Source organism: Variovorax sp. E3 (genome assembly GCF_016082275.1).
Lineage (GTDB): Bacteria > Pseudomonadota > Gammaproteobacteria > Burkholderiales > Burkholderiaceae_C > Variovorax.
This window is the reverse complement of the sequence record NZ_MOWM01000121.1, coordinates 1-24,703: the sequence shown is the minus strand read 5'-3', so window position 1 is coordinate 24,703 and position 24,703 is coordinate 1. Positions and strand designations below refer to the sequence as shown.

At 67.1% G+C, this 24,703-nt stretch carries 19 protein-coding genes, 3 tRNA genes and 4 pseudogenes; 12 read left to right on the top strand and 14 right to left on the bottom strand.

The window, feature by feature from the left end:
- On the top strand, window positions 1-640 hold a 640-nt coding region (locus BMG07_RS29880; RefSeq protein ID WP_198087575.1), incomplete at its 5' end, for an ADP/ATP-dependent (S)-NAD(P)H-hydrate dehydratase.
- 6 nt (window positions 641-646) lie between these two features.
- Here the strand turns inward: BMG07_RS29880 and BMG07_RS29875 are convergent.
- Window positions 647-1,411, bottom strand: a complete 765-nt coding sequence (locus BMG07_RS29875; protein WP_198087574.1) for an SDR family oxidoreductase — start codon at window positions 1,409-1,411, stop codon at window positions 647-649.
- Window positions 1,412-1,466: 55 nt separating this feature from the next.
- Entirely contained in the window at window positions 1,467-3,731 is a 2,265-nt protein-coding gene (gene rnr, locus BMG07_RS29870) for a ribonuclease R (protein WP_198087573.1), read from the bottom strand.
- An 81-nt stretch (window positions 3,732-3,812) separates the two neighbouring features.
- On the opposite strand from rnr, the gene BMG07_RS29865 reads away from it, so the two are divergent.
- Window positions 3,813-3,897 (top strand) — tRNA-Leu (locus tag BMG07_RS29865).
- Between the two features lie 271 nt (window positions 3,898-4,168).
- A tRNA-Leu gene (locus BMG07_RS29860) sits at window positions 4,169-4,253 on the top strand.
- An 84-nt stretch (window positions 4,254-4,337) separates the two neighbouring features.
- Here the strand turns inward: BMG07_RS29860 and rimO are convergent.
- From rimO to BMG07_RS29830, 6 genes are all read right to left on the bottom strand, one after another.
- Window positions 4,338-5,744 carry a 30S ribosomal protein S12 methylthiotransferase RimO gene (gene rimO / locus BMG07_RS29855; RefSeq protein ID WP_198087572.1) on the bottom strand — a complete coding sequence of 469 codons (1,407 nt, stop codon included), beginning with the start codon at window positions 5,742-5,744 and terminating at the stop codon, window positions 4,338-4,340.
- A 99-nt stretch (window positions 5,745-5,843) separates the two neighbouring features.
- On the bottom strand, window positions 5,844-6,404 hold the full coding sequence (phaR, locus tag BMG07_RS29850; protein ID WP_198087571.1) for a polyhydroxyalkanoate synthesis repressor PhaR: 561 nt from the start codon (window positions 6,402-6,404) through the stop codon (window positions 5,844-5,846).
- Between the two features lie 74 nt (window positions 6,405-6,478).
- Window positions 6,479-6,787: a hypothetical protein gene (locus BMG07_RS29845; RefSeq protein WP_198087570.1), complete on the bottom strand. Its 309-nt coding sequence runs from the start codon at window positions 6,785-6,787 to the stop codon at window positions 6,479-6,481.
- 317 nt (window positions 6,788-7,104) lie between these two features.
- Window positions 7,105-7,181 (bottom strand) — tRNA-Val (locus tag BMG07_RS29840).
- 48 nt (window positions 7,182-7,229) lie between these two features.
- Complete coding sequence (locus BMG07_RS29835; protein ID WP_374221342.1) at window positions 7,230-9,434, bottom strand: bifunctional (p)ppGpp synthetase/guanosine-3',5'-bis(diphosphate) 3'-pyrophosphohydrolase; 2,205 nt, start codon at window positions 9,432-9,434, stop codon at window positions 7,230-7,232.
- Between the two features lie 60 nt (window positions 9,435-9,494).
- Entirely contained in the window at window positions 9,495-10,487 is a 993-nt protein-coding gene (locus BMG07_RS29830; protein WP_198087568.1) for an alpha/beta fold hydrolase, read from the bottom strand.
- Window positions 10,488-10,513: 26 nt separating this feature from the next.
- Between BMG07_RS29830 and BMG07_RS29825 the strand changes: the two genes are divergently transcribed.
- The gene (locus BMG07_RS29825; protein ID WP_198087567.1) at window positions 10,514-11,284 is read left to right on the top strand and encodes a 3-hydroxybutyrate dehydrogenase; all 771 of its coding nucleotides are present in this window, start codon (window positions 10,514-10,516) and stop codon (window positions 11,282-11,284) included.
- 30 nt (window positions 11,285-11,314) lie between these two features.
- On the opposite strand, the gene BMG07_RS29820 is transcribed toward BMG07_RS29825, so the two are convergent.
- Window positions 11,315-12,019 (bottom strand): SIMPL domain-containing protein, encoded by a 705-nt coding sequence (locus tag BMG07_RS29820; protein ID WP_198087566.1) that lies wholly within the window; start codon window positions 12,017-12,019, stop codon window positions 11,315-11,317.
- A 75-nt stretch (window positions 12,020-12,094) separates the two neighbouring features.
- Complete coding sequence (locus BMG07_RS29815; RefSeq protein WP_198087565.1) at window positions 12,095-12,469, bottom strand: hypothetical protein; 375 nt, start codon at window positions 12,467-12,469, stop codon at window positions 12,095-12,097.
- A 173-nt stretch (window positions 12,470-12,642) separates the two neighbouring features.
- Between BMG07_RS29815 and ompR the strand changes: the two genes are divergently transcribed.
- Together ompR and BMG07_RS29805 are read left to right on the top strand one after the other, a co-directional pair.
- The gene (gene ompR / locus BMG07_RS29810; protein ID WP_007837017.1) at window positions 12,643-13,374 is read left to right on the top strand and encodes a two-component system response regulator OmpR; all 732 of its coding nucleotides are present in this window, start codon (window positions 12,643-12,645) and stop codon (window positions 13,372-13,374) included.
- Between the two features lie 74 nt (window positions 13,375-13,448).
- Window positions 13,449-14,866 (top strand): annotated as a pseudogene (locus tag BMG07_RS29805) (ATP-binding protein).
- A 25-nt stretch (window positions 14,867-14,891) separates the two neighbouring features.
- Here BMG07_RS29805 and ispF read toward each other — a convergent pair.
- Together ispF and ispD are read right to left on the bottom strand one after the other, a co-directional pair.
- Entirely contained in the window at window positions 14,892-15,380 is a 489-nt protein-coding gene (gene ispF / locus BMG07_RS29800) for a 2-C-methyl-D-erythritol 2,4-cyclodiphosphate synthase (protein ID WP_198087564.1), read from the bottom strand.
- Window positions 15,377-16,099 carry a 2-C-methyl-D-erythritol 4-phosphate cytidylyltransferase gene (gene ispD, locus BMG07_RS29795; RefSeq protein ID WP_198087563.1) on the bottom strand — a complete coding sequence of 241 codons (723 nt, stop codon included), beginning with the start codon at window positions 16,097-16,099 and terminating at the stop codon, window positions 15,377-15,379. The genes ispF and ispD overlap by 4 nt, the downstream gene beginning before the upstream one ends.
- Window positions 16,100-16,216: 117 nt before the next feature.
- On the opposite strand from ispD, the pseudogene mfd reads away from it, so the two are divergent.
- The 3 genes and pseudogenes from mfd (at window position 16,217) to BMG07_RS29780 (ending at window position 21,579) form a co-directional block, all read left to right on the top strand.
- A pseudogene (mfd, locus tag BMG07_RS29790) lies at window positions 16,217-19,722 on the top strand (transcription-repair coupling factor).
- Window positions 19,719-20,429: a phosphoserine phosphatase SerB gene (serB, locus tag BMG07_RS29785; protein WP_198087562.1), complete on the top strand. Its 711-nt coding sequence runs from the start codon at window positions 19,719-19,721 to the stop codon at window positions 20,427-20,429. The pseudogene mfd and the gene serB overlap by 4 nt, the downstream one beginning before the upstream one ends.
- An 86-nt stretch (window positions 20,430-20,515) precedes the next feature.
- Window positions 20,516-21,579 (top strand): annotated as a pseudogene (locus BMG07_RS29780) (Ldh family oxidoreductase).
- Window positions 21,580-21,587: 8 nt separating this feature from the next.
- On the opposite strand, the gene BMG07_RS29775 reads toward BMG07_RS29780, so the two are convergent.
- Window positions 21,588-21,917: a DUF6172 family protein gene (locus BMG07_RS29775; protein WP_198087561.1), complete on the bottom strand. Its 330-nt coding sequence runs from the start codon at window positions 21,915-21,917 to the stop codon at window positions 21,588-21,590.
- 69 nt (window positions 21,918-21,986) lie between these two features.
- Between BMG07_RS29775 and BMG07_RS29770 the strand changes: the two genes are divergently transcribed.
- Complete coding sequence (locus tag BMG07_RS29770; RefSeq protein ID WP_198087560.1) at window positions 21,987-22,214, top strand: hypothetical protein; 228 nt, start codon at window positions 21,987-21,989, stop codon at window positions 22,212-22,214.
- 31 nt (window positions 22,215-22,245) lie between these two features.
- Here the strand turns inward: BMG07_RS29770 and BMG07_RS29765 are convergent, their stop codons facing one another.
- Window positions 22,246-23,433, bottom strand: coding sequence for a PLP-dependent aminotransferase family protein (locus tag BMG07_RS29765; RefSeq protein ID WP_198087559.1), 1,188 nt, complete (start codon window positions 23,431-23,433; stop codon window positions 22,246-22,248).
- Window positions 23,434-23,542: 109 nt separating this feature from the next.
- On the opposite strand from BMG07_RS29765, the gene nth reads away from it, so the two are divergent.
- Window positions 23,543-24,190, top strand: coding sequence for an endonuclease III (nth, locus tag BMG07_RS29760; protein ID WP_198087558.1), 648 nt, complete (start codon window positions 23,543-23,545; stop codon window positions 24,188-24,190).
- 27 nt (window positions 24,191-24,217) lie between these two features.
- Window positions 24,218-24,703, top strand: a pseudogene (locus BMG07_RS29755) (lysozyme inhibitor); the annotation flags it as partial.

Here is a 24,703-nt window from a genome sequence, read left to right as displayed (position 1 = left end):
CGTCGGCCTGCTCGACCCGAGCGCCGCCCCCGTCGACACCGCGCAGCCCGAGTTGATGCTGCGCGACGCCCACGCGCTCGACCTGCCCAGCATGACCGCCGTCTGCGGCTGCGGTGGAGGCGAGGCCGTGCGCGAACTGCTGCCACGCGTGCTGGCGACCGCCGCCGCGCTGGTGCTCGACGCGGACGCGCTCAATGCAGTCGCGGCCGACAGCGCGCTGCAGGCGCAACTCGTCGCGCGTGGAAAAAATGGAGCCCCCACCGTGCTCACGCCGCATCCGCTGGAAGCGGCGCGCCTGCTGGGCTGCACGGTCGACGAAGTCCAGGGCGACCGGCTGAAGGCCGCGCGCGAACTCGCCACGCGCTTCGGCGTGGTGGTGGTGCTCAAGGGATCGGGCACGGTGGTGGCCAACGCCGGCCACAGGCCGCCGGTCATCAACCCGACCGGCAATGCCCGCCTGGCCACCGCCGGCACCGGCGATGTGCTGGCGGGAATGATCGGCGCCGCGCTGGCGTCGCGTCAGCCCGCCTTCGAGGCGGCGCAGGAAGCCGTCTGGCGGCACGGCCACATCGCCGACACATGGCCGGCCGACGCGGCCCCGCTGACAGCCGGCACGCTGGCCCGCCGCGCGCCCGTCTGACGTTTTCTAGCCGCGCCCGACGAAGGGCATCTTCGTCGCCATGATGGTGTGGAACAGCACGTTGGCTTCCAGCGGCAGGTTCGCCATGTAGAGCACCGACTGGCCGACGATCTTGACGTCGATCAGCGGCTCGATCGCAAGTTCGCCGTTGGCCTGCGGCACGCCCTTGGCCATGCGCGAGGCCAGCTCGGTCATCGCGTTGCCCACGTCGACCTGCCCCACGGCGATGTCGTACTTGCGGCCGTCCAGCGATGCGGTCTTGGTGAGCCCTTCGACCGCATGCTTGGTCGCCGTGTACGCCGCCGAATTGGGGCGCGGCGCGGTGGCCGAGATCGAACCGTTGTTGATGATGCGGCCGCCGCGCGGCGTCTGCGCCTTCATCGTGCGGAATGCCTGCTGGATGCAGAAGAACATGCCCGTCAGGTTGATGTCGACCACGCCCTGCCACTGCTCGGGCGTCCAGTCCTCGAACGGACCCGGCGGGTTGCCCACGCCGGCGTTGTTGAACAGCAGGTCGACGCGGCCGAAGCGCTCGACGGTCGCGCCGAACAGCGCCTGCACCGACTGCGCCTTCGACACGTCGGTCGGCACGGAGAAAACGCGCGCACCGGCGCCCGACTCTTGCGCCACCTGTTCCAGCGGCTCCAGCCGGCGCCCTGCCAGCGCGACGCTCCAGCCGTCGGCCAGCAGCGCCAGCGCGGCGGCGCGGCCGATGCCCGAACCCGCACCCGTGACGATCGCGATGCGGCCCTTGTTGTCTTCAGCGCTCATGCTGTCTGTCTCTTTCTTTTCGGAGGTTGTCGATGATGTTTCGTGTGGCGTGACGTCAGCGGCGCGGCTTGCGCCCCTTCATCTTGTTGGCGGCCTTCTTCACGGCCGACTTGAAGGCCTGCATCGCGGATTGCGGCCCGGCCGTGGCCGAGGTGCCGCGCTCGCCGCGAGGCTCGGCGCTGGCGGCGTCGGCCTTGTGGCGCGAGCCGCGCTTGGCCGACGCCTTCACCGGCGTTCCGGACGATGACGCACCCTTGTCCTTCATGGCGCGCGCCGTCAGGTCCTCGCCTTCGCGCACCAGGCGGAAGTCGATCTTGCGGCCGTCCAGGTCGACGCGGCTGACCTGCACCCGCACCCGCGTGCCGATGGCGTAGCGGATGCCGGTGCGCTCGCCGCGCAGCTCCTGGCGCATCTCGTCGAACTTGAAGTACTCGCCGCCGAGCTCGGTGATGTGCACCAGGCCTTCGACGTACATCGCATCGAGGGTCACGAAGATGCCGAAGGTCGTGGCCGCTGTGACCACACCGCCGTATTCCTCGCCGAGGTGCTCGCGCATGTACTTGCACTTGAGCCAGGCCTCGACGTCGCGGCTGGCTTCGTCGGCGCGGCGCTCGTTGGCGCTGCAATGCAGGCCCGCGGCCTCCCACGCCAGCACTTCCTTGCTGGGCGCGACGGTCGCCTTCTGCGGCTTGTTGGTCGGCGCCTTCACGCGCGACGCAAGGCGCTTGGCCAGCTTGGCATGCGCCTCGCCCGGCGTCGGCAGCATGGGCAGCTGGTAGCGCGTCTTCGTGAGAATCGCCTTGATCACGCGGTGAACGAGCAAGTCCGGATAGCGACGGATCGGGCTCGTGAAATGCGTATACGCCTCGTAGGCCAGGCCGAAGTGGCCGCTGTTGATCGGCGTGTAGATCGCCTGCTGCATCGAGCGCAGCAGCATGGTGTGGATCTGCTGCGAGTCGGGCCGCTCCTTGGTGGCCTCGGCAATCGCCTGGAACTCGCCGGGCTTCGGGTCGTCGGTGATCGACAGGCCCACGCCCATGGCCTTGAGGTAGCCGCGCAGGATTTCCTTCTTCTCCGGCGTCGGGCCTTCGTGCACGCGGTACAGGCCCGGGTGCTTGCCTTCGGCGATGAAGTCGGCGCTGCAGACGTTGGCCGCGAGCATCGCTTCCTCGATGAGCCGGTGCGCCTCGTTGCGCGTGCGCGGCACGATCTTCTCGATGCGGCCGGCGTCGTCGCAGATGATCTGCGTCTCGGTGGTTTCGAAGTCGACCGCGCCGCGCTTGCCGCGCTGCTTGAGCAGCGCCTTGTAGACGTCGGCGAGGTTCAGCAGGTCCTTGACGCGGTCCTTGCGCTTGGCCGCTTCGGGGCCGCGCGTGTTGCCCAGGATGGCCGCCACCTCGGTGTACGTGAAGCGCGCGTGGCTGAACATCACGGCCGGGTAGAACTGGTAGGCGTAGACCTCGCCGTCGGCCGCGACCAGCATGTCGCACACCATGCACAGGCGCTCGACCTCGGGGTTCAACGAGCACAGGCCGTTCGACAGCTTCTCGGGCAGCATCGGAATGACGCGGCGCGGAAAGTAGACGCTGGTGGCGCGGTCGTAGGCGTCGATGTCGATGCCCGAACCGGTCTGCACATAGGCGCTGACGTCGGCGATGGCAACCAGCAGGCGCCAGCCCTTGCCGCGGCCCACCTTCGCGGGCTCGCAGTACACGGCGTCGTCGAAGTCGCGTGCGTCTTCGCCGTCGATGGTGACGAGCGGAATGTCGGTCAGGTCGACGCGACCCTTCTTGTCGGCGGGGCGAACCTTCTCGGGCAATGCCTTGGCTTCGGCCAGGCACTCCGCGGAGAACTCGTGCGGCACGCCGTACTTGCGCACGGCGATCTCGATTTCCATGCCGGGGTCGTCGATCTCGCCCAGCACTTCCTTCACGCGGCCCACGGGCTGGCCGAACAATGCCGGCGGTTCCGTGAGCTGCACGACGACCACCTGCCCCACCTTCGCAGGACCGGTCGCGCCCTTGGGAATCAGGACGTCCTGTCCGTAGCGCTTGTCTTCGGGGGCGACGAGCCAGATGCCGCCTTCGTGCAGCAAGCGACCGATGATCGGCTGCTCGGGGCGCTCGACGATCTCGACCACGCGCCCCTCGGGGCGGCCGCGCCGGTCTTGCCGCACGACACGCGCCTTGACGCGGTCCTTGTGCAGCACCGCGCGCATCTCGTTCGGGGGCAAATAAATGTCTGCTTCACCGTCATCACGCTGCACGAAGCCGTGCCCGTCGCGATGTCCTTGAACAGTTCCTTCGAATTCATCCAGCAAGCCGCTGGAAGTACCATTATTTTTGATATGATCTCCTTCTTTCCTGAAATTCAAAACGCAGTTGCTTCTGCAACTACGTGGGCCCAGATGGCGGAATTGGTAGACGCACTAGTTTCAGGTACTAGCGAGTAACATCGTGGAGGTTCGAGTCCTCTTCTGGGCACCAAGTTTATACAGACCTTTACCAGGTCATCCGATTCAAGCCACCGGTCTCCGGTGGCTTTTTTCATGCGCGTTTGAATCTGCATCAAACGGGCGACGCGATCGTCAGATCGCGGTCCTTGGCGGCAACCACGCACGCACGATCGAGCCCACTCACATCGAGCGGAGCACCGACAGCACGACCGAGATCGAACAAATGCCAAAATTTCGACACGCCGAAAAAGGCGCTCCAAATTTGTGTATATAATCGCAGTCTTCGCTGAAAAGCGGAGATTGCCCAGATGGCGGAATTGGTAGACGCACTAGTTTCAGGTACTAGCGAGTAACATCGTGGAGGTTCGAGTCCTCTTCTGGGCACCAAATTCACATTGACCCCCGCCAGGTCATGTTCCGAAACAAGCCACCGGTCTCCGGTGGCTTTTTTCTTGTCCGTTCGAATCTGCATCAAACCGGCAGGGCGATCAGGTCGTGGCCTTCGGCGCCCACGATGCGCGCGCGCGTGAACTCACCGACCTTCAGCGTCTTGCTGATCTTCTCGGGCGGCAGCAGGCGAACGATGCCGTCGATCTCCGGCGCATCGGCGTACGTGCGCCCCACTCCACCCTTGCGGCCCATGCCAGGCGCCGAATCGACCAGCACCTGCATCGTCGAGCCGATGCGCTTTTGCAGCTTGGCGATCGACACGGCCTCGGCCACTTCCATGAAGCGGGCGCGACGTGCTTCGCGCTCGGGCTCCGGCAGCATGCCGGGGATGTCGTTGGCCGTTGCGCCTTCCACAGGGCTGTAGGCAAAGCAACCGGCGCGGTCGATCTCCGCTTCGCGGATGAAGTCGAGCAAATGCTCGAATTCCTGTTCTGTCTCGCCGGGAAAGCCAGCGATGAAGGTGCTGCGGATCACGAGCTCCGGGCACACCTCGCGCCAACGCGCCAGACGCTCCAGATTCTTCTCGCCGCTGGCCGGGCGCTTCATGCGCTTGAGCACATCGGGGTGGCTGTGCTGCAACGGCACGTCGAGGTACGGCAGCACCTGGCCGCTCGCCATCAACGGAATGATTTCGTCGACGCTCGGGTACGGGTACACGTAGTGCAGGCGAACCCAGGCGCCATACGGCTCGGCGATTTCACCCAGCGTGCGAACCAGTTCCAGCATGCGTGTCTTGACGGGCTTGCCGTCCCAGAAGCCGGTGCGGTACTTCACGTCGACGCCATAGGCCGAGGTGTCCTGGCTGATCACCAGCAGCTCTTTCACGCCGCCTTCGAACAGCGCCTTGGCTTCGCTCAGCACATCGCCCACAGGTCGCGATACGAGGTCGCCGCGCATCGACGGAATGATGCAGAAGGTGCAGCGGTGGTTGCAACCTTCGCTGATCTTCAGGTACGCGTAGTGGCGCGGCGTCAGCTTCAGGCCGGCGACGCCGAAGGTGTTCGGCACCAGGTCGATGAACGGGTCATGCGGCTTGGGCAGGTTCGCGTGCACCGCGTCCATCACTTCCTGCGTGGCGTGCGGGCCGGTCACGGCCAGCACGCTCGGGTGCATCTGGCGCACCAGATTGCCGCCCTGGTCGCCGGTCTTGGCACCCAGGCAACCCGTGACGATGACGCGGCCGTTTTCGGCCAGCGCCTCGCCGATGGTGTCCAGGCTTTCCCGCACGGCATCGTCGATGAAGCCGCAGGTGTTGACGATCACCAGGTCTGCACCTTCGAAAGTCTTGGCGGTCTGATAACCCTCGGCACTCAGCTGGGTCAGGATCAGTTCGGAATCGGTCAGGGCCTTGGGGCAGCCCAGGCTCACGAATCCGACCTTGGGGGCGGTCGGCGTGGCCGTACGTTCGGGGGAGGCAACTTCGCTCATATGCCTCTATTGTCCCAGCTATCGGTGACAGCGGGGCGCCCATCGAAAAACCTCCACCTTCCGCCGTGGTGCAAGCACCCACGGGCGGCCGCGCGGCACTCAGGGACGCTTGATGCCAAAGGCCCCCAGCACCTGCTCGGTATTTTTCTGCATCTGCTCCTGCATTTGCAGGAAGACGTTTTTCGATTGTTCGACGTAGTTGCCCATCAGGCCCTGCAGCATCGGCGACTGCATGCTCATGAAGCGCGACCACATTTCCGGCGTCAGGCCCTCGGCCTTGTCGGCCAGCTGCGCCTGCACCTCGGTCATGGCCTGGATGTTCTTCTCGAGGTAAGGGCCCATGTAGCCCTGCATCGCCTGTCCGTAGAAACGGATGATGTGCGCCAACACCTGCTCGGTGAACATGGGCGCGCCGCCCGCCTCTTCTTCGAGAATGATCTGCAGCAGGATGCTGCGCGTGAGGTCGTCGCCCGTCTTGGCGTCGCGCACCACGAACTGCGCGTTCTGGATGACCAGCTGCTTCACCTCGGCCAAGGTGATGTACGTGGATGTCTCGGTGTCGTAGAGCCTTCGGTTGGGGTACTTCTTGATCACACGCTGTACCGGCTTGACCCCGGACTTCTTGCTCTGCACTGCGGACTCCTTCACATGGACGCCCATGTCATCGGATGATTCTAGGGAGCGGTTTTGCTGCATCGCGACAAGGTTTACCCTGACCGCGCCCGCTACTTTTTTCAGTCCGGCGATGTCGCGTACTCCGCACCGCAAGCATGGCAAGACGCCGTTTCGGGCCGCTCTTGCGCCGCCTCGCGAAAACGCAGCGGGGTTTTCTGTCCGTAGACCACCCAGCAACGCGGGCAATGCTCCTGCCCCGAGGTCGGCAGATAGGCGCGGGCGCGCTGCTCGGCGCGCTCTTCGGTCAGCGGCATGCCCTGTCGTTGGGCGCGCGCCACTTCGCGCGCGGCCATGGTGTCGGTGCGACCGCTGGCGTGATCGTTGATGCCGTAGACGGCACGCGCAAACTCGAGAGGAGCCTGCCCCATCAGCACCGCCAGACGCTTGTCGGCAAGTGCCCGATCAACATGCGTTGATCGCGTATGTATCGGATCGCTTATCAAGAAATTTGGAAATGGATTTCAGAGTGACCAAGGTAGCACAACAACATGGCCATGATTAGTTCTCCATCACCACAAGGTGGCGGCAACCACACGACGCCCGCGTGCTTTTTTGAAAAGCATTCAAGGTAGATCGAGGGTGCGACAAGGGCAGTAAGAAGAAAAACTGCCAGCTGCTTTTTGCAGCTGCAGTTCCCAAGATTTCCCATGAGTTCTGAAGACTGGTCTTCTTCAGAGGGAAAAATTGGTAGGCGCGATTGGACTCGAACCAACGACCCCCACCATGTCAAGGTGGTGCTCTAACCAGCTGAGCTACGCGCCTAAGGATGCATTCGAGAAGCATCTATTGTAGCAGGAGAAATCACGCTTTTTAGCGACGACGCGCAGATCGCACACCAATTACTGCGGTGACCACGCCAAGCACCTGCGTAAGCCGCGCGGCATCGGCGATTTCAACGGTGAACGTCATCCACGCCGTGCCCTTGATCGACTGCGTCTGCACGCCGATCACGTTCATCTTCTCGCGCGCGAAGACATCGGAGATATCGCGCAACAGGCCTTGGCGGTCGGCCGCTTCCACGGCCACGTCCACGGCGTACACAGGCGCCTCCGAACCCTTCTTCGGCGCGCCCCATTCGACATCGATGACGCGCTCGCCATCCTTCGCGGCCATCGTGCGGAAGTTGCTGCAGTCGCTGCGGTGGACGCTCACGCCATGGCCGCGCGTGACGAAGCCGCGAATGGCATCCGGCGGCGCGGGCTTGCAGCACTTGGCGAGCTGCGTCATCAATGAAGACACGCCCACCACCAGCACGCCGCCCTTGCCCGACTTCTCGCTGCCGCGCGCCTTCTTGATGAGCACGCCGTCGTCGGGGCCGGGCGCGGGCTCCGGCGGACGCAGCAGCGTCTCTATATTGCGCAGCGAGAACTCGTCCTTGCCGACGACTTCGAACAGATGGTCCGCCGACTTGAAGCCCAGCTGCGAGGCCAGGTCTTCGAGCCGCACCGCCGTCTTGCCTTCGCGCTGCAGCAGCTTCTCGACTGCTTCGCGCCCACGCGCCACGGTCTCGTGCGTGATCTGCGCGTTGAACCATGCACGCACCTTCGCGCGCGCACGATGGCTCGCCAGGTAGCCCAGCTCCGCATTGAGCCAGTCGCGCGAGGGGCCGCCTTCCTTGGCCGCGATGATCTCCACCGTCTGCCCGTTCGACAGCGGCGTATTCAGCGGCACCATCGCGCCGTCGACACGGGCGCCGCGACAGCGATGGCCCAACGTGGTGTGCACCGTGTACGCAAAGTCGACCGGCGTCGCGCCCTGCGGCAACTCGACGATCGCCGCATCGGGCGTCAGCACATAGATGCGGTCGTCGAACAGGCCCTGCCCTTGCAGGCCGCCCGACAGGTCGCGCTCCCACGCCAGCAGTTGGCGCAGCACCGCGATCTTCGCGTCGTACTCGCCGCTGGCCCACACGCCCGCGTAGCCCTTGTGGCCCGCTTCCTTGTAGGCCCAGTGCGCGGCCACGCCATGCTCGGCGTGGTCGTGCATTTCCTCGGTGCGGATCTGGATCTCGATCGGCTTGCCCGGCTTGCCGTCGACCAGCTCGCGCACCACCGTGTGCAGCGACTGATAACCGTTAGGCTTCGGCCGCGCGATGTAGTCGTCGAACTCTTCGTCGATGGGCTGGAAGTGCGAGTGCACCCAGGCCAGCGCCGCGTAGCAGTCCTTCACGTCGGACACCACCACGCGCAGCGCGAGGATGTCGAAGACCTGCGCGAAGTCGAGCGACTTGCCGCGCATCTTCTTGACGATGCTGTAGATGTTCTTGGGCCGGCCCTGCACCGTGGCCTTGACACCTTCGGCCTGCAGTTCTTTTTCCAGCTGCGAGCGCAGTTGCTCGATGTGCCCTTCGCGCTCGATGCGCTTCTCGTCGAGCAAGCGGGCAATCAGCTTGTAGGTTTCGGGCTCGAGGAAGCGGAAAGAGAGGTCTTCGATTTCCCACTTCACCTGCCAGATGCCCAGCCGGTTGGCCAGCGGCGCAAACACCTGCAGCGACTCGCGCGCCACGCTCTCGGGCGCCGGTTGCTTGCTCGCGGCCGCGTGGCGCAAGGTCTGCAGGCGCGAAGCCAGCCGCAGCATCACCACGCGCAGATCGCGCGAGAACGCCAGCAGCATCTTGCGCACGTTCTCGGTCTGCGCACCCGCGCCTTCGATCTGGTGCCCCTGCGAGGCCGAGCGGGCCTGCTCCTGCACGCGCACCAGCTTGGTGGTCTCGACCGCGAGCGCCGCGAAGTTGTCGCCGAACACCTTGGCGATCACTTCCTGCGGGCGGTTCAGGTGCTGGCACGAATAGACCAGGTAGCTCGCGGCCTGCATGGCCTCGGAGCCGCCCATCTTCGCGACGATGGCGGCCACCGCGTCGGCATGCGCGAGCGTGTTCTCGCCCGTGTCCAGCTTTTCATCGGCGATCAGCGGCTCGGCGAACGCACGGGCGCGCGCCAGCATGTTCTCCATCACGGGCGTGCGGTCGGCCGTTGCCGCGGACAACGGGTAATCGACCATGGCCGCTTCGGTCATGGGCGCCGTCTGGAGACTCGAAGAATCGCGCTTCACGCTTCACTCAATCCAATGAATCGATCAATCGAACAGGAAGCCGGTGACGACAGCGATCTGCGCGGGGTCGACGAAGGTCGGCGCATGGCCCACGCCCTCGAACTCGACCAGCGTGGCGTGGGGGCCGCGCTGCGTCATGGCCAACGCCGTGTCGCGCGACAACAGGTCGGACACGGCGCCGCGCGTGATGAGCGTGCGCGCCTCGATGGCGTCGTACAGGCCCCACATGATCGCGCCGCCCTGCGCCGCCGCTTCGGGCGTGATGGCGCGCAGCGCCACGCCGATGGCGGGGTCGTAGTGCAGCAGCCAGCCGCCGTCTTCGTTGCCGCCGGCATCGACCTTGGCCGAGCCGTCGGCCGTGCGCTCGGACGCGGGCACCACCATGTGCTGCGACAACGCCAACCACTGCGCGAGCGTGTGCGGCCCGAAGGTGGTCGACAGCGCCCACATGGCGTCGGCCGCGGCCTGTACGCTTTCATACTTGCCGCTCTTGCCCACATAGGCACCGATGCGCTGTACCGCGGCGGGCTCGATGGTCGGGCCGACATCGTTCAGCACGAAGCGGCGGATCGGCCGTGGCAACGGCAGCTCCTTGTGCCCCGCCAGCACGAAGCCGATCAGCCCGCCCATGCTGGTGCCGATGTAGTCGAGCGTGTCGATGGCCTGCTCGCGCTGGAGCTGCGCCAGCAGCGCCACCATGTCGGCCGCGTACACAGGCACCTGGTAGAAGGCCGGGTCGCGCAGCCAGTCGCTGCGCCCGCGCCCGACCACGTCGGGGCAGACCACGCGCACATTGCCGCCGGCGCGCGCCACGATGGCCTGGGCCAGCAGGTCGAAATCGCGGCCCTGCCGGGTCAGCCCGTGCACACAGACCACGACGTGCGCGCTGCGCGCGTCGCCCCATTGCCAATAGGCCATGCGATGGCCGCCCTGGGCGTCGTCGCACGCCACGTGATGAAGCGTCGGTTCGGTCATGAAAACGGGGGTGTCCTGGTGCGGATAATGGGTTCGTCGCATCCTAATTCATCCGGAGATTGATCTTCATGCTCAAAGGCAAAACCGCGCTTGTCACGGGGTCCACCAGTGGCATCGGCCTGGCCATCGCCACGTCGCTCGCACAGCAAGGCGCACACATCGTGCTCAACGGTTTCGGCGACGCCGAAGCCCCCAAGGCCCGGATCGAGGCGCTCGGCGTTCGCGCCGAGTACCACGGCGCCGACATGAGCAAGCCCGATCAGATCGAGGACATGATGAAGTTCGCCGCCTCGAAGTTCGGCCGCGTGGACATCCTCGTGAACAACGCCGGCATCCAGCATGTGGCCAAGGTCGAGGACTTCCCCGCCGAACGTTGGGACGCCATCATCGCCATCAACCTCACCAGCGCATTCCATACGACGCGGCTGGCGATTCCGGCGATGCGCGAGGCCAACTGGGGCCGCGTCATCAACATCGCGTCGGCCCACGGCCTCGTGGCGTCGGCGCAGAAGTCGGCCTACGTGGCGGCCAAGCACGGCATCGTCGGCCTGACCAAGTCGGTGGCGCTGGAGACCGCGACCACCGGCGTCACCGTCAACGCCATCTGCCCCGGCTGGGTGCTCACGGCGCTGGTGCAAAAGCAGATCGACGACCGCGCGGCACGCGAAGGCATCACGGCCGCACAGGCGCAGATCGAACTGCTGAGTGAAAAGCAGCCGTCGCTGCAGTTCACCACCGTCGAGCAACTGGGCGGCCTGGCCGTGTTCCTGTGCTCGCCGGCGGCCGACCAGGTCCGGGGCGTTGCCTGGGCCATGGACGGCGGCTGGACTGCCCAGTAAGGGGTAGCCCGGCGGTACCGCCCAGAGGTCTTACTTGAGCTGCACGGAGCCCGACACGCTCACGACCACGCTGGTCTTGCCCGCTTCGACGGGCACCGCCGAATCGGCCGCGAACGAGGCCTTCGCCTGCATCGCCATCATGCGCGGATGCGGGCCGTTGTCGCTCGCGTTCACCGACACCTCGCGCAGCGTGTAGCCGCCGAAGCCGAAGCCCTTGGCGAGCTCGGCGGCCTTCTGCTTGAAGTTCTCGATGGCGATGCTCTGCGCCTCGGTCTCGGTCTTGGCGCGCTGTTCGCGGCTCAGGCCGAAGCCGACGTTGCCCACGCTGAGCGTGCTGATGCGCCCGGCCGTCTGGGTGATGCGCGGGAAGTCGCGGCCTTCGAGCACCAGCTCGGTCGAGCCCTGCCAGCCGTTGATCTTGCCGTCCTTCGTGTAGCGCGGCGACAGGCTGAAATTGCCGGTGCGCACGTCGAGCTGGCCCGGCTGCGCGTTCTTCTTGGCTTCGTTCAGCGCGGCGTCGAGCGCGGCCTTCAGCTGCGTCTGCACGGTGGCCGCATCGGTGGCGTCGCGGGTGGTCACGAGGGTCATGCTCAGCATGTCCTGCTGAACCTCGACGGTGCCGGAAGCGGTGAGTTGCAGCACGTTCTGCGGTGCCGGCGTGACGACGCTTTGCGCCATGGCGGTGCCGGCCACGGCCAGGGCGGCGCAGGCCGCGAGCAATTTGATTTTTTTCAAGACGAAGTACTCCCCAGGTTGGTATGAAAGACAGGCCGAGCCCCTCGCAGGCTCATCGGCCGGCCCCGCCGACGCTCAACGGCGCTGGCTGATCGGCGCAAGCGGCACAGCGGGCGCAGTCAGCGGACGGGCCGCGGTCGGCGGTGCCGGCGCGATCCGCTCGGCCGGCTGTGATTCTGCCGAATTGAGCAATGCACCCGCGGCGGGCGGGGTCCATTGGCCGCGCACCTGCTGGCGCAGTTCGAACAGCTCGGCGGCCGTCAGGCGCCGGCCGGCGGCGGCCTCTTCGCGCCGCACTTCCTCGCGCTGCGCCGCCCGGTGGGCCGCCACGGCGTCGCGGACTTCGCTGCGGCGCACCTCCCCCACCCTCAGGTAATCACCGGGCACCGCCAGCGCTGGCGCGCAGGCGAAAACAAGGAGGAACGGCAGGGTCGAAAAAGGATGTCTCATTGAGCGGAAGTCATCAGGCAAGGGGAACTTTGCCACCTCCACGCGTACGTCGGATGACCAGTCCGCGAGCTTCCGCAAGTTTTGTAACTTAGTGTCAAACCATAAGTAAATCTGGCTCTACGAACCCTTAACGCCTTCAGAATCGGCCCTGTTACAAATTCATCGTTGTAGAAATGACTCAAGTTCCCGCTCGCACCGACAAGATCGTGATCGTCGACGACGACGCCCGCATCCGCGACCTGCTGCGCCGCTATCTGACGCAGGAAGGGTTTGAAGTGATCGTGGCCGAGGACGGCAAGGCGCTCAACCGCATCCTGTTGCGCGACACGGTCGACCTGATCGTGCTCGACCTGATGATGCCCGGCGAAGACGGCCTCTCGGTGTGCCGCCGCCTGCGTGCCGCCAACGACCGCACGCCGATCATCATGCTCACCGCCAAGGGCGAAGACGTGGACCGCATCGTCGGTCTGGAAGTCGGCGCCGACGACTACCTGGGCAAGCCCTTCAACCCGCGCGAACTGCTGGCCCGCGTGCACGCCGTGCTGCGCCGCCGTCCGCCGCTCGAGGCGCCAGGTGCCCCCTCCACGGAGAACGAGACCGTCACTTTCGGCCCGTTCGCCTTCGATCTCGGCTCGCGCACCCTGAAGAAGGATGGCGAAGAACTCTCGCTGACCACCGGCGAGTTCGCGATGCTGAAGGCGCTGGTGCGCCATCCGCGTCAACCGCTGTCGCGTGAAAAGCTGGCCCAGCTGGCACGCGGGCGCGAGTTCGAGCCCTTCGACCGCAGCCTCGACGTGCAGATCTCGCGCCTGCGCAAGCTGGTGGAGTCGGACGCCGCGGCACCGCGCTACATCCAGACCGTCTGGGGCGTGGGCTACGTGTTCGTGCCGGACGGCACGGCCTGACGCCCCGTTGAGAGGTGGCCATCGGCCAACACGCCAGACCCGGCCTTGCCCAGGAGGACGGCGCGCAAGTCACGATGCCGAGCCCGCTCGAAGCGAGCGCGCAGCGTGACTACCGCCCCGGCCTCAAGCTGGGCTTCAGCCTTTTCTGGCGCACCTTCTTCCTGCTCGCGCTGCTGCTGATCGGCTGCACGGTCGCCTGGCTGCAGACCTTCCGCTCGCTCGAGTACGAGCCCCGCGCCATCCAGACCGCGCACCAGATCGCCTCGCTCGTGAACCTCACGCGCGCGGCGCTGGTGTATTCGGACGCGATCACGCGGGTCTCGCTCATCAAGACGCTGGCCGACCAGGAGGGCGTGCGCATCCTGCCGCGCGAACCCAACGACCGCTTCGAGCCCTACACCAGCGGCGCGCTCGACCTGCGCGTGACCGAGGAGCTGATCGACCAGCTCGGCGAAGGCACCACGGTGGCCAGCCGCGTGAACGACGAGGCGGGCCTGTGGATCGGCTTCACCATCGAGAGCGACACCTACTGGCTGCTGCTGGACCCCACGCGCTTCAGCCGCGTGGGCGGGCGCACGTGCTGGTGTGGCTCAGCACGGCCATGGCCTTGTCGCTGGCCGGCGCGGCGCTGATCACGCGGCTCATCAACCTGCCGCTCAAGCAACTGTCGCGCGCGACCATGCAGGTGCGCGAAGGCGAGTACGAGGCCCACCGGCTCGACGAGCGCGCGCGCACCAACGAGATCCGCGCGGTGAACATCGGCTTCAACCGCATGGCGGACCAGCTCGCCAAGATCGAGCAGGACCGCGCCATCATGCTGGCCGGCATCTCGCACGACCTGCGCACGCCGCTGGCGCGGCTGCGGCTGGAAACCGAGATGAGCGTGGCCGACGAGGACGCGCGCGACCACATGGCCGCCGACATCGCCCAGCTCGACGCGATCATCGACAAGTTCCTCGACTACGCGCGGCCCGACCATGTCGATCCGCGCCCCGTGCTGCTGCGCGACGTGGTCGATGCCTGCACCTACGCCGTGCAGGACTACGAAGAGATGAACATCACCGTCGACGTGCCCGCCGACCTGCGGGTGCTGGGCGACGAGGTCGAACTCACGCGCGTGATCTCCAACCTGGTGGAGAACGCGCGGCGCTACGGCAAGACACCTTCCACCGGCGTGGCCGACGTGACGATCCAGGCGCAGGCCAACAACGATGCGGTGCTGATCAAGGTGCGCGACCACGGCGCGGGCGTCGAGCCCGCCCTGCTCTCGCAGCTGACCAAGCCCTTCTTCCGGGGGGACGCGGCGCGTACCTCGGCGGCCGGCGCGGGCCTGGGCCTGTCGATCGTGGCGAAGAACATCGAGCGCATGGGCGGCACCTTTGCGCTGACCAGCACGCCGGGGCGCGGCCTTGCGGCGCACATCCGGATGCCGCGCGCGATGCCCGCGAACAAGATCGGCGTCGACACGCCGGGCGCCAAGAAGCCCGTCTGAGCCAAAGGCCGGGGCTTCCGGCCGCTCAGCGGTGCAGCAGCACGGCCGCGCGCGCCTCCATCGCGCGGCCCTCGCCCACCGGGCCCAGCTTCTCGGCCGTCTTGGCCTTCACGTTCACCTGCGCCAGCGCCATGCCCAGCGTGTCGGCGATGCGCTGGCACATCAGCGGAATGTGCGGCGCCAGCTTCGGCGCCTGCGCGATCACGGTGCTGTCGACGTTGCCGATTTCCCAGCCCGCCGCGCGCACCCGGCGCGCCGCCTCGGCCAGCAGCACCGCCGAATCGGCGCCGCGAAACTGCGGATCGGTGTCCGGAAAATGCCGGCCGATGTCGCCCAGCCCGGCCCCGCCCAGCAGCGCGTCGGTGATCGCGTGCAGCAGCACGTCGGCGTCCGAATGGCCCAGCAGGCCGGTGGTGTGCGGCACCTCGATGCCGCCCAGGATCAGCTTGCGCCCCGCCACCAGCTGGTGAACGTCCCAACCCTCGCCGATGCGGATGTTGAAAGCGGTCGTCATGCCACGCCTTTCCTGCGGCCGAGCAGCACCGCCTCGGCCAGTGCGAAGTCTTCGGGGAACGTCACCTTGAAGTTCTGCGCGCTGCCCGGCACCAGCAGCGGCGACAGGCCGATGGCCTCGATGGCGCTGGCCTCGTCGGTCACGGCGTCGCCCGTGCGCTCCAGCGCGTCGAGCAGCATGCCGATGCGGAACATCTGCGGCGTCTGCGCCAGCCACTTGTCGGCGCGCGACAGCGTCTGGGCCACGCGGCTCTCGGTGGTCGAGACCTTCAGCGTGTCGGCCAGCCGGTGCGCCAGCAGGCCGCCCACGGCGTCGTGCTCGCAGGCGGCGATCAGCGCCTCGATCTGGCTGGACGTGACGAGGCAGCGCGCCGCGTCGTGCACCAGCACCCAGTCGTGCGCCCCGGCGCCCTTCTGGCGCAGCGCCGCCAGGCCGTTGCGCACCGTGGCCGCGCGGGTCAGGCCGCCCACGCGCAGCAGGTGTTCGTTGTCGGCCGGAAAGCGCGGCAGCGCCGCGTCCACCTCGCGGTCGTCGGGCGACACCACCAGCGCCAGCCCCGCGAAGCGCCCGGCCAGGGCCCGGAAGGCCTCCAGCGTGTGGGCCACCATCGGCAGGCCGGCCAGGCGCCGGTACTGCTTGGGCTGGGTGGTCTGCGCATGCCCCGCGCGGTGGCCGGAGCCGGCGCACGGGATCAGCACGAAAAGTCGGGAAGAAGACATGAGGGCCCGGCGTCGGCAATGGCCGACAAGCGAATAAAGGGCCGCCATTCTAGAATCGACAGCCACGCACACCCCTCGCCAGCCGGCGCGGGGTGTTGTGCATTTTTTAAGCGTTCCATGGACCTCCCCCTCCTCACGGCGGGCAAGCGTTTCACGCTGCCGCGTCCCCCGTTGTCGGCCGATGCACTGCTGCTGGCGCAGCTGGCCATGCGCGAGAAAGCCGCCGGACGCGCCACGGCGATGTTCACCGCCGACGCCGGCGACGCCCAGCGCCTGATCGACGAGATCGCCTTCTTCGCGCCCGAGCTGCGCTGCGCCCTGTTCCCCGACTGGGAAACGCTGCCCTACGACAGCTTCTCGCCGCACCAGGACCTGATCAGCGAGCGCCTGGCCACCCTGTGGCGCATCAGCCAGAAAGAGGCCGACGTGGTGCTGGTGCCCGCCACCACCGCGCTCTACCGGCTGGCGCCGCCCGCCTTCCTGGCCGGCTACACCTTCCACTTCAAGGCCAAGCAGAAGCTCGAGGAGTCGAAGCTCAAGGCCCAGCTCACGTTGGCCGGCTACAGCCACGTGACGCAGGTGGTAAGCCCCGGCGAATACGCGGTGCGCGGCGGGCTGATCGACCTGTTCCCCATGGGCTCGCTGGTGCCGTTTCGCGTCGACCTGTTCGACGACGAGATCGACACCATCCGCACCTTCGACCCCGACACCCAGCGCAGCCTCTACCCCGTGCCCGAGGTGCGCCTGCTGCCGGGCCGCGAGTTCCCGATGGACGACGACGCGCGCGGGCGCTTTCGCAGCCGCTGGCGCGAGCTGCTCGAGGGCGACCCGACCAAGAGCCGCATCTACAAGGACATGGGCAACGGCGTGGCCACGGCCGGCATCGAGTACTACCTGCCGCTGTTCTTCGACGAGACGGCCACGGTGTTCGACTACCTCGCCCCGACGCCACCGTGGTGCTTCACGGCGACCTGGAGCCCGCGTTCCAGCATTTCTGGCAGGACACCAACGAGCGCTACCGCCTGGTGCGCGGCGACCCCGAGCGCCCCGCGCTGCCGCCCGAAGCGCTGTTCCTGAACGCCGAACAGTTCTACCAGCGCGCCAAGCCGCATGCGCAGCTCGCCATCCGAGGCAATGCGGGTGGCGGTGCAGGTGGCGACGTGCCCACCGAAACGCCCTACGCCGAGTTCGACAAGCTGCCGCCCTTCGCCGTGGTGCGCGGCGCCGAAGACCCGCTGGTCGGCCTGAAGGCCCACATCGCGGCCACGCCGCACCGCGTGCTGCTGATCGCCGAAAGCGACGGCCGCCGCGAGAGCCTGCTCGACTTCCTGCGCGCCAGCGGCGTGAGCCCGCCGGCCTTCGACACGCTGGCCGAGTTCGAGGCCTCGACAGACGAAAAAATCGGCATCGCCACCGCCGCGCTGGCCTCGGGCTTTGCCTGGCGCGAACAGGGCATCGACCTCGTCACCGAGACCGAGCTGTTCGCCACCGCGCCCACCACGCGCCGGCGCAACAAGAAGCAGGAACAGGTCAGCGACGTCGAGGCGCTCATCAAGGACCTGTCGGAGCTCAACGTGGGCGACCCCGTGGTCCACACCGCGCACGGCATCGGCCGCTACCGAGGCCTGATCCACATGGACCTGGGCCAGGGCACCGACGCCGAAGGCAAGCCGCTGCTGCAGGAGATGCTGCACCTGGAGTACGCCGACAAGGCCACGCTCTACGTGCCCGTGTCGCAGCTACACCAGATCAGCCGCTACACCGGCGTCAGCGCCGACGAGGCGCCGCTGCACAAGCTGGGCTCCGGCCAGTGGGAAAAGGCCAAGCGCAAGGCCGCCGAACAGGTGCGCGACTCCGCGGCCGAGCTGCTCAACATCTACGCCCGCCGCGCCGCGCGCGAAGGCCATGCCTTCCGCTACTCGCCGGCCGACTACGAGGTGTTCGCCAACGACTTCGGCTTCCAGGAAACCGCCGACCAGAAGGCCGCCATCCACGCCGTGGTGCAGGACATGATCTCGCCCCAGCCCATGGACCGCCTCGTGTGCGGCGACGTGGGCTTCGGCAAGACCGAGGTGGCGCTGCGCGCCGCGTTCATTGCCGTCACCGGCGGCAAGCAGGTCGCGTTCCTCGCACCCACCACGCTGCTGGCCGAGCAGCACTACCAGACGCTGGTCGACCGCTTCGGCAAGTGGCCGGTGAAGGTGGCCGAGATGAGCCGCTTCCGCTCGGCCAAGGAAATCACCGCCGCCGCCAAGGGCTTGGCCGAGGGCCAGGTCGACATCGTGGTGGGCACGCACAAGCTGCTCTCGCAGTCGGTCAAGTTCAAGAACCTGGGCCTGCTCATCATCGACGAGGAGCACCGCTTCGGCGTGCGCCACAAGGAGGCGATGAAGGCCATGCGCGCCGAGGTCGACGTGCTCACGCTCACCGCCACGCCCATTCCGCGCACGCTGGGCATGGCGCTCGAAGGCCTGCGCGACCTGAGCGTGATCGCCACCGCGCCGCAGCGTCGGCTGGCCATCAAGACCTTCGTGCGCAACGAGGGCACCGGCGTGATCCGCGAAGCCGTGCTGCGCGAGCTGAAGCGCGGCGGGCAGGTCTACTTCCTGCACAACGAGGTCGAGACCATCGAGAACCGCCGCCAGAAGCTCGAAGAAATATTGCCCGAGGCCCGCATCGCCGTGGCCCACGGCCAGATGCCCGAGCGCGAGCTGGAGCGCGTGATGCGCGACTTCGTGGCGCAGCGCTACAACCTCTTGCTGTGCTCGACCATCATCGAGACCGGCATCGACGTGCCGACCGCCAACACCATCGTGATGAGCCGCGCCGACAAGTTCGGCCTGGCGCAGCTGCACCAGTTGCGCGGGCGCGTCGGCCGTTCGCACCACCAGGCGTACGCCTACCTCATGGTGCCCGACACCGAGGGCCTGACCAAGCAGGCCGCGCAGCGGCTCGACGCCATCCAGCAGATGGAAGAGCTGGGCTCCGGCTTCTACCTGGCCATGCACGACCTGGAGATTCGCGGCACCGGCGAAGTGCTGGGCGAAAGCCAGAGCGGCAACATGATGGAGATCGGCTTCCAGCTCTACAACGAGATGCTCAGCGAGGCCGTGCGCGCGCTCAAGGCCGGGCAGGAGCCCGACCTGCTGTCGCCGCTGTCGGTCACCACCGAGATCAACCTGCACGCCCCCGCCCTGCTGCCCGACGACTACTGCGGCGACGTGCACCTGCGCCTGTCGTTCTACAAGAAGCTGGCCACCGCGAAGACGCCCGACCAGATCGACACGCTGCTGGAAGAAATCGTCGACCGCTTCGGCAAGCTGCCGCCGCAGGCGCAGACGCTGATCGACACGCACCGCCTGCGCGTGCTGGCACGGCCGTACGGCGTGGTGAAGGTCGATGCCGCGCCCGGCATCATCAACATCACGTTCAAGAAAGACCCGCCGGTCGACTCGATGGCCATCATCCAGCTGATCCAGAAGAACAAGCACATCAAGCTCGCGGGCAACGAAAAGCTGCGCATCGAGCGCGAACTGAAAGAACCCAAGGAACGGGCCCAGATGGTGCGCGACGTGCTGCGCAGCCTGGGCCAACCCACCGTCAAGGAAAACGCCACCGCATGAGCGCTACTGAAATCTCCCCCGGCCTCGTCCTCCAGCGCGTGAAGCCGCCGCTGAAGCTCACCGACTTCAAGCTGATCGCGTTCGACATGGACTCGACGCTGATCAACATCGAGTGCATCGACGAAATTGCCGACGCCGTCGGCAAGAAGGCCGAGGTCGCCGCCATCACCGAGGCCACGATGCGCGGCGAGATCAAGGACTTCAAGGAGAGCCTGCGCCGCCGCGTGGCGTTGCTGAAAGGCGTGCCGGTCGCGGCGCTGCAGCAGGTGTACGACGAGCGGCTGAAGCTCAACCCGGGCGCCAGCGAACTGGTCGCGGCCTGCAAGGCGGCGGGCCTCAAGGTGCTGCTGGTGTCGGGCGGCTTCACCTTCTTCGCCAACCGCGTGAAGGAGCGCCTGGGCATCGACTTCGCGCGCTCCAACCTGCTCGACGAGGCCGACGGCAAGCTCACGGGCGAGGTCGTCACCCAGAGCTGGGGCGACATCTGCGACGGCGCCGAGAAGCGCCGCACGCTGCTCGAAGTGGCCTCGCTCATGGGCATCTCGGCGCAAGAGACCATCGCCGTGGGCGACGGCGCCAACGACCTGCCGATGATGGGCGAGGCCGGCCTTTCGGTGGCGTATCACGCCAAGCCGAAGGTGCGCGAGCAGGCCATGGTCGCGATCAACGAGGGCGGGCTGGACCGCGTGCTCGAAATACTGCGATGAGTGTTTTGGGGGCGTGATTGTTGGGGCAATCAGCCCTGAACCGCTGCCCCTGCCACCGACATAACGAGAGACAACGGACCACCGACATGACCGACACCGCCCCGCTCTACCGCGCCGACGCCCTCAGGGACTACGCCAGCGCCCTCCTCCAGAAAGCCGGACTCGCCGCACCGAAAGCCGACAGCGTCGCGCGCACGCTGGTCGAAGGCGACCTGCTGGGCCACGACACCCACGGCCTCGCGCTGCTGGCCGGCTACGTCAAGGAACTGGAATCCGGCGGCATGACGCGGGACGGCGCGCCCGAAGTGTTGTCCGACCGCCCCGCCGCCGTGCTGTGGGACGGCAAGCGCCTGCCCGGCCCCTGGCTCATGGACCAGGGCATGGACCTCCTGGTGCCGCGTGCGCGCGAACTGGGCACCGCCTCGCTCGTCATCCGCCGCAGCCACCACATCGCCTGCCTCGCCGTCTACATGCTGCGCGCGCTGCAAGAAGACATGCTCATGCTGCTGGCGTGTTCCGACCCCAACGCCGCCAGCGTCGCGCCCTTCGGCGGCACGCAGGCCGTGTTCACGCCCAACCCGCTGGCCATGGGCTTTCCGCTGTCGCAAGGCGGCGTGATGGTCGACATCTCGGCCTCCATCACCACCAATGGCATGAGCAACCGCAAGCGCGCGGCCGGCGAGACCTTTGCCGAGGAATGGCTCATCGACGCCGCCGGCAAGCCCTCGAACAACCCCCAGGTGCTGTTCGACCAGCCGCCCGGCACCCTGCTGCCCGTGGGCGGGCTGAGCCACGGCCACAAGGGCTACGGCATGGCGCTGCTGGTCGAGACGCTCACGGCCGGCCTTGCGGGCCACGGCCGGGCCGATCCGCCCGAGGCTGGGGCGCCACCGTCCACATCACGCTGCACGACCTGAACGCCTTCGGCGGCAAGGACGCCTTCCTGCGCCAGATGGACCACGTGGCGGCGCAATGCCGCGACAACACGCCCATCGACCCGGCCAAGCCTGTGCGGCTGCCGGGTGAAGGCGGTTTGAAACGTCGAAACGCGCAGTCGAAGAACGGGGTGCGGCTGCACCCGTCGATCGCTCGGTCGCTGCAAGATGCACAGCAGCGACACGGCCTGCGGCTGGCGCAGGCGCTGGTCTAGCCAGGGGATCAGTCTTCTTCGGCGTCTTCCGCCGGATGCGCGGGCTCGCCGGGAGCGCGCGGCTTGCGCTTGCCGGGCTTGGCGACGACCTCGACATAGAACTGCTTGCCGCCCTCCTTGACCACACCGTCGATCAGGCCGGTGATGGCGGAAAGGTGGATGACTTCGGCCGATTCTTCGGCCGCGCCGAACTTGCAGTCGAAGTCCCAGAAGTCGCTGCCTTCGGGCAATACGCGGCGGCGCTCGCGCTTGATGTACTTGCGGATCTCGTGCTTGATGGCTTCGAGGAGACGGTCGGGGTGCTTGCCCTCGACCTGAAGCTGAAAGGTTTTTCTCATGGGTGATCGTAACGCCCCCGCCGTGCCCCTGTGTACAGTCGGCGCTTCAAACGAAAGCAGGTGAAAGACATGGCGCGCGCAAACGACTGGGCAAGCAAGGTGATGGCATTGATCAACGGGGGCAACCCGAGCGCCGCCATCGCACAGATCAAGGTCGCGCCCACGGTCAAGGACCTGAAGGCGCTGCAGACCATCATGACGCTGTCGAAGATGAAAGGCCGCTATCCGAACGTGGATGCGGCCATTGCGGACAACCTGGACCTGCTGGCGGCGCCGAGGCTGCACCGCTCACCCTGATTGACCTGATTGACCTGATCCCCGCTGCCGCCTACAGCGCCTGACCCAGGCGCTTCACGCCCTCTTCGATCTTCGCCACGTCGGCCGTCGCAAAGCTCAGGCGCAGCGTTGCCACATCGGGCTTCTCGGCAAAGAACGGCGCGCCGGGCACGAAAGCCACGAGCTTCTCGATCGCGCGCTTGGCGAGTTCGTTCGCATCGGCCAGCTTGCCGTTGGCGCCCGTCAGGCGCGCCCAGAAGAACAGGCCGCCGTTGGGCTGGGTGAAGCTCACCGCGTCGCCCAGTTCGCGCTTGAGCGCATTGCCCATGGCCTGCGCGCGCTGGCCGTACACCTCGCGCACATGCGCCAGCGTGGCCGGCATGCGGCCGCTCTTGAGGTACTGCGCGGCCGTGGCTTGCGAGAAGGTGCTGGTGTGCGCGTCGCTGAACTGCTTGCACATGGTGGCCTTGGCCAGCAGCTCGGGCGGCGCGATCATCCAGCCGATGCGCAGGCCCGGGCTCAGCACCTTGCTCAGGCTGCCGCAATGGGCGATGAGCTCGCGGCTGCCGGGCACGTCCTTGGTCAGGGCCAGGATCGACGGCGGCGGCGCTTCGCCGAAGTACAGGTCGCCGTACGGGTCGTCCTCGACGATCAGCGTCTGGTACTTCACGGCCAGCTCCAGCACCTTCTTGCGACGCTCCAGCGTCAGCATGGCGCCGCTGGGGTTGCCGAAGGTGGGAATCAGGTAGACGAACTTGGGCTTGTGCTCGGCAATGAGCTTTTCGAGCTCGTCGGTCTTCACGCCGTTGGCGTCGATGGGCGCGCTGATGAGCTGCGCGCCGTACAGGCGGAAGCACTGGATGGTGGCCAGGAAGGTCGGGCCCTCGACGATCACCTTGTCGCCGGGCGAGATCATGGTCTTGCCCAGCAGGTCGAGCGCCTGCTGGCTGCCGGTGGTGACGATCAGGCCGCTAGGGTCGACATCGACGCCCTTGGTCTTCATGAAGCTGCTCAGCTGCGCGCGCAGCGGCTCGTAGCCTTCGGTGGCGCCGTATTGCAGCGCGCCGCCGGGTTCTTCGGTGAGCGCCTTGTTGCTCGCCTCCTTGAGGCCCTCGACGTCGAACATGGCGCTGTCAGGGAAGCCGCCCGCGAAGCTGATGATGCCGGGCTTGCCCAGCAGCTTGAAGAGTTCGCGGATGGCGGAGGTCTCGACGTTGTCGAGTCGGGAGGCGAATTGCATGGTCAGTCTCACTTTCTGGGGTGCCATTGTCGCGAAAGCGGCGGGCAATAAAGCTGCGAAAGGCTATTGGCTTTCAACGATATATTGCGCTAAAGCCGACCGTCGCCCCATGAAAAAAGAAAACATCCCCCTCTTCTTCGCCACCCTGCAGGCGGCCAACCCCGAGCCCCGGACCGAGCTCGAATACACCACGCCCTTCGAACTGCTGGCCGCCGTGCTGCTGTCGGCGCAGGCCACCGACGTGGGCGTGAACAAGGCCACGCGCAAGCTGTTCCCGGTGGCGAACACGCCGCAGGCCATCTACGACCTGGGCGTGGAGGGGCTGGAGGAATACATCAAGACCATCGGCCTGTACCGCAGCAAGGCCAAGCACCTGATCGAGACCTCGCGCATGCTGGTGGAGCTGCACGGCGGCGAAGTGCCGCGCACCCGCGCCGAGCTGGAGGCGCTGCCCGGCGTGGGCCGCAAGACCGCCAATGTGGTGCTGAACGTGGCCTTCGGCGAGGCGACCATCGCGGTCGACACGCATATTTTTCGCATGGGCAACCGCACCGGGCTCGCGCCGGGAAAGACGCCGCTGGATGTGGAACTCAAGCTCGAGAAGCGCGTCCCACCGGAGTACCGGCTGCATGCGCACCACTGGCTGATCCTGCACGGGCGCTACATCTGCGTGGCGCGCAAGCCGCGCTGCTGGGAATGCGCCGTGGCGACCTTCTGCGACTACAAGCCCAAGACGCCGGCGCCGAAGACGGCCTGATGAACACACTCGACAAGCACACACCGAATGACAATGAAGAAGACCTCGTCCCGCGGCACGCACCTCGCCGCGGCCCTGCTCGGCCTCGCGGCCTGCGTGCCGGCCGTGTCATGGTCGCAAGCGGCCTCGCCGGGCCTGCCGGCCGATGCCATGGCCCAGTACGGCGGCCGCTGGTCGAGCGACTGCGCCAACGCCGCCGCGCCGACCGTGCAGGTGCGCCAGGACATGCTGATCGCCGAGAGCGGCAAGCGCCGCGTGGTCGGCCGCGCGCCGCAGACCGCCTACAGCTTCTTCGGCAACAGCCCGCCGCCGGCCCACTTCGACGTGGCGCTGATGAGCGACGTGGCCAAGGCCGGCGCCATGACTTTCCTGGTCTACCGCGAGCCGCGCGGCCAGTCGATCTCGCTCGACGCCGAGAAGTCGGTCGCCGGCCAGCTCGGCCCCGAGATGCTGAAGCTGCGCTACTGGCGCTGCGACGGCGCCGCGCGCGCCGCGCCGCCCGCGGCCGAGCCC

Coding starts and splice junctions, on each gene's coding strand:
- BMG07_RS29875 (WP_198087574.1), bottom strand. CDS start 1,411: ATGAGCGCTGAAGACAACAAGGGCCGCATCGCGATCGTCACGGGTGCG.
- rimO (WP_198087572.1), bottom strand. CDS start 5,744: ATGAGCGAAGTTGCCTCCCCCGAACGTACGGCCACGCCGACCGCCCCC.
- phaR (WP_198087571.1), bottom strand. CDS start 6,404: ATGGGCGTCCATGTGAAGGAGTCCGCAGTGCAGAGCAAGAAGTCCGGG.
- BMG07_RS29845 (WP_198087570.1), bottom strand. CDS start 6,787: ATGGGGCAGGCTCCTCTCGAGTTTGCGCGTGCCGTCTACGGCATCAAC.
- BMG07_RS29835 (WP_374221342.1), bottom strand. CDS start 9,434: ATGACCGAAGCGGCCATGGTCGATTACCCGTTGTCCGCGGCAACGGCC.
- BMG07_RS29830 (WP_198087568.1), bottom strand. CDS start 10,487: ATGCGACGAACCCATTATCCGCACCAGGACACCCCCGTTTTCATGACC.
- BMG07_RS29825 (WP_198087567.1), top strand. CDS start 10,514: ATGCTCAAAGGCAAAACCGCGCTTGTCACGGGGTCCACCAGTGGCATC.
- BMG07_RS29815 (WP_198087565.1), bottom strand. CDS start 12,469: ATGAGACATCCTTTTTCGACCCTGCCGTTCCTCCTTGTTTTCGCCTGC.
- ompR (WP_007837017.1), top strand. CDS start 12,643: ATGACTCAAGTTCCCGCTCGCACCGACAAGATCGTGATCGTCGACGAC.
- ispF (WP_198087564.1), bottom strand. CDS start 15,380: ATGACGACCGCTTTCAACATCCGCATCGGCGAGGGTTGGGACGTTCAC.
- ispD (WP_198087563.1), bottom strand. CDS start 16,099: ATGTCTTCTTCCCGACTTTTCGTGCTGATCCCGTGCGCCGGCTCCGGC.
- serB (WP_198087562.1), top strand. CDS start 19,719: ATGAGCGCTACTGAAATCTCCCCCGGCCTCGTCCTCCAGCGCGTGAAG.
- BMG07_RS29775 (WP_198087561.1), bottom strand. CDS start 21,917: ATGAGAAAAACCTTTCAGCTTCAGGTCGAGGGCAAGCACCCCGACCGT.
- BMG07_RS29770 (WP_198087560.1), top strand. CDS start 21,987: ATGGCGCGCGCAAACGACTGGGCAAGCAAGGTGATGGCATTGATCAAC.
- BMG07_RS29765 (WP_198087559.1), bottom strand. CDS start 23,433: ATGCAATTCGCCTCCCGACTCGACAACGTCGAGACCTCCGCCATCCGC.
- nth (WP_198087558.1), top strand. CDS start 23,543: ATGAAAAAAGAAAACATCCCCCTCTTCTTCGCCACCCTGCAGGCGGCC.